Annotated in this window: 1 protein-coding gene and 2 tRNA genes; all 3 read left to right on the top strand. The window is 67.0% G+C overall.

The window, feature by feature from the left end:
* Positions 1-20: 20 nt before the first annotated feature.
* Positions 21-102, top strand: a tRNA-Tyr gene (locus tag AC1MIR_RS23735).
* A 106-nt stretch (positions 103-208) separates the two neighbouring features.
* Positions 209-282, top strand: a tRNA-Gly gene (locus AC1MIR_RS23730).
* A gap of 80 nt (positions 283-362) precedes the next feature.
* Positions 363-612: GTP-binding protein (locus AC1MIR_RS23725; RefSeq protein WP_480030640.1), on the top strand; the 250-nt coding region annotated here is incomplete at its 3' end.

The raw sequence follows: 612 nt of genomic DNA, 5'->3' as shown, positions 1-612 counted from the left end.
CGGCTCCGCGCCGGACGCGCGGAGGGGTGCCCGAGTGGCTAAAGGGGACGGACTGTAAATCCGTTGGCTTCGCCTACGTTGGTTCGAATCCAACCCCCTCCATTTCCGTCGAGGCCCGTGGACGCGCGGGTGCCTGTCTTGCAGGCCGGCTAGGACGCGCCCCATTTGATGCCGTGCCGAGAGCACGCGGCGAATGAGCGTGCCGGGCGCGGGTGTAGCTCAATGGTAGAGCCCCAGCCTTCCAAGCTGGTTGTGCGGGTTCGATTCCCGTCACCCGCTCCAGCCCGCCCGGGCTCGGCGCGCGGACGGTCGGGCGGCAGGCCACCGGACACCACCTTCTTGCGCGTCGGGAAACCAGGGCGATGGCCAAGGCGAAATTCGAGCGGAACAAGCCGCACTGCAACATCGGGACGATCGGTCACGTGGACCATGGGAAGACGTCGCTGACGGCGGCGATCACCAAGGTGCTCGCGAAGACCGGTGGTGCGACCTTCACCGCCTATGACCAGATCGACAAGGCGCCGGAGGAGAAGGCGCGCGGCATCACGATCTCGACGGCGCATGTCGAGTACGAGACGACGAACCGCCACTACGCGCATGTGGACTGCCCCG

This window comes from Falsiroseomonas sp. RANM36 (assembly GCF_056682175.1).
Note: the sequence above shows the minus strand (reverse complement) of the source record. Positions and strands in the feature narration are given on the sequence as shown.